This is a genomic window from Paraburkholderia sp. BR10923 (assembly GCF_040948765.1).
In the GTDB taxonomy this organism is placed as follows: domain Bacteria; phylum Pseudomonadota; class Gammaproteobacteria; order Burkholderiales; family Burkholderiaceae; genus Paraburkholderia; species Paraburkholderia youngii.
Genome location: NZ_JBFPKO010000137.1, coordinates 1 through 843, shown reverse-complemented (window position 1 = coordinate 843; position 843 = coordinate 1). Strand labels below are relative to the sequence as shown.

The window sequence follows — 843 nt, the reverse complement described above, 5'->3', positions numbered from 1 at the left end:
CGGGCGGCAGGATCTCAACCCGGGGGCCCTCCTCCGCATCAACGAAGACGCTGCGCAGCGCCTCGTGGCGCGCATACAGCTGATCGAGGCTGCGTCGCCACGCCGCGCGGTCCAGCCTGCCCCGCAAGCGCCAGCCCAGCGGAATGTGGTAGCGGGTGCTGTCCTTGTCCAGCTGGGCCAGAAACCACAGCCGCTGCTGCGCAAACGACAGCAATAGAAGGTCTTCGCGGCCTATGGTTTGTATCAACCTGGGCTTTCGCTTACCGTCATTACAATTTCTGTCTTTGGCAAGCAAGACAAGCTCGGTTAAGTCATCAATATCGAGATCTTCTAACTCGATCCTAGTTAGATCTGTCATGTCCGCATTCCCAAAGAAAGCAGGTTCCGAAGTTCATCAGGATCGAATTCTCGTTCGATCAAAGCGATAGCAGTCATACGGGCCAGATCGGCCAGCACCGGCCGCGCAAACAGCATCGCCAGCGACAGTTCCACACCCGCAATCTGCGACAGCCGGCTGAGCAGCCGAACGGCCAGCAGCGAATGGCCGCCCAGCTCGAAGAAGTGGTCATGCCGACCGACCCGCTCCAGACCCAGCAGCTCCGCCCACAGCTGCGCCAGCACCGTCTCGAGCTCCCCGCGCGGCGCCTCGTAGCCCCGCCGCGCATACGCATCGTCCTGCGGCGCAGGCAGCGCCCGCCGGTCCAGCTTGCCATTGGCCGTCAGCGGCAGCGCCCCCAGCGGCACGAACGCCGCCGGCACCATGTAGTCCGGCAGCTGCCCCACCAGATGCGCGCGCAGCGTCGCCGCAAGCTGCGCTTCCTGCGCCTCCTGTGCGGCCACCAC

At 64.2% G+C, this 843-nt stretch carries 2 protein-coding genes; both read right to left on the bottom strand.

Annotation, left to right across the window (positions count from 1 at the left end; translation table 11 throughout):
- Window positions 1–358 (bottom strand): condensation domain-containing protein (locus AB3X94_RS41780; protein ID WP_368594413.1); only part of this gene is annotated, 358 nt, incomplete at its 3' end.
- Window positions 355–843: phosphopantetheine-binding protein (locus tag AB3X94_RS41775; protein WP_368594412.1), on the bottom strand; the 489-nt coding region annotated here is incomplete at its 5' end. The genes AB3X94_RS41775 and AB3X94_RS41780, both read right to left, overlap by 4 nt.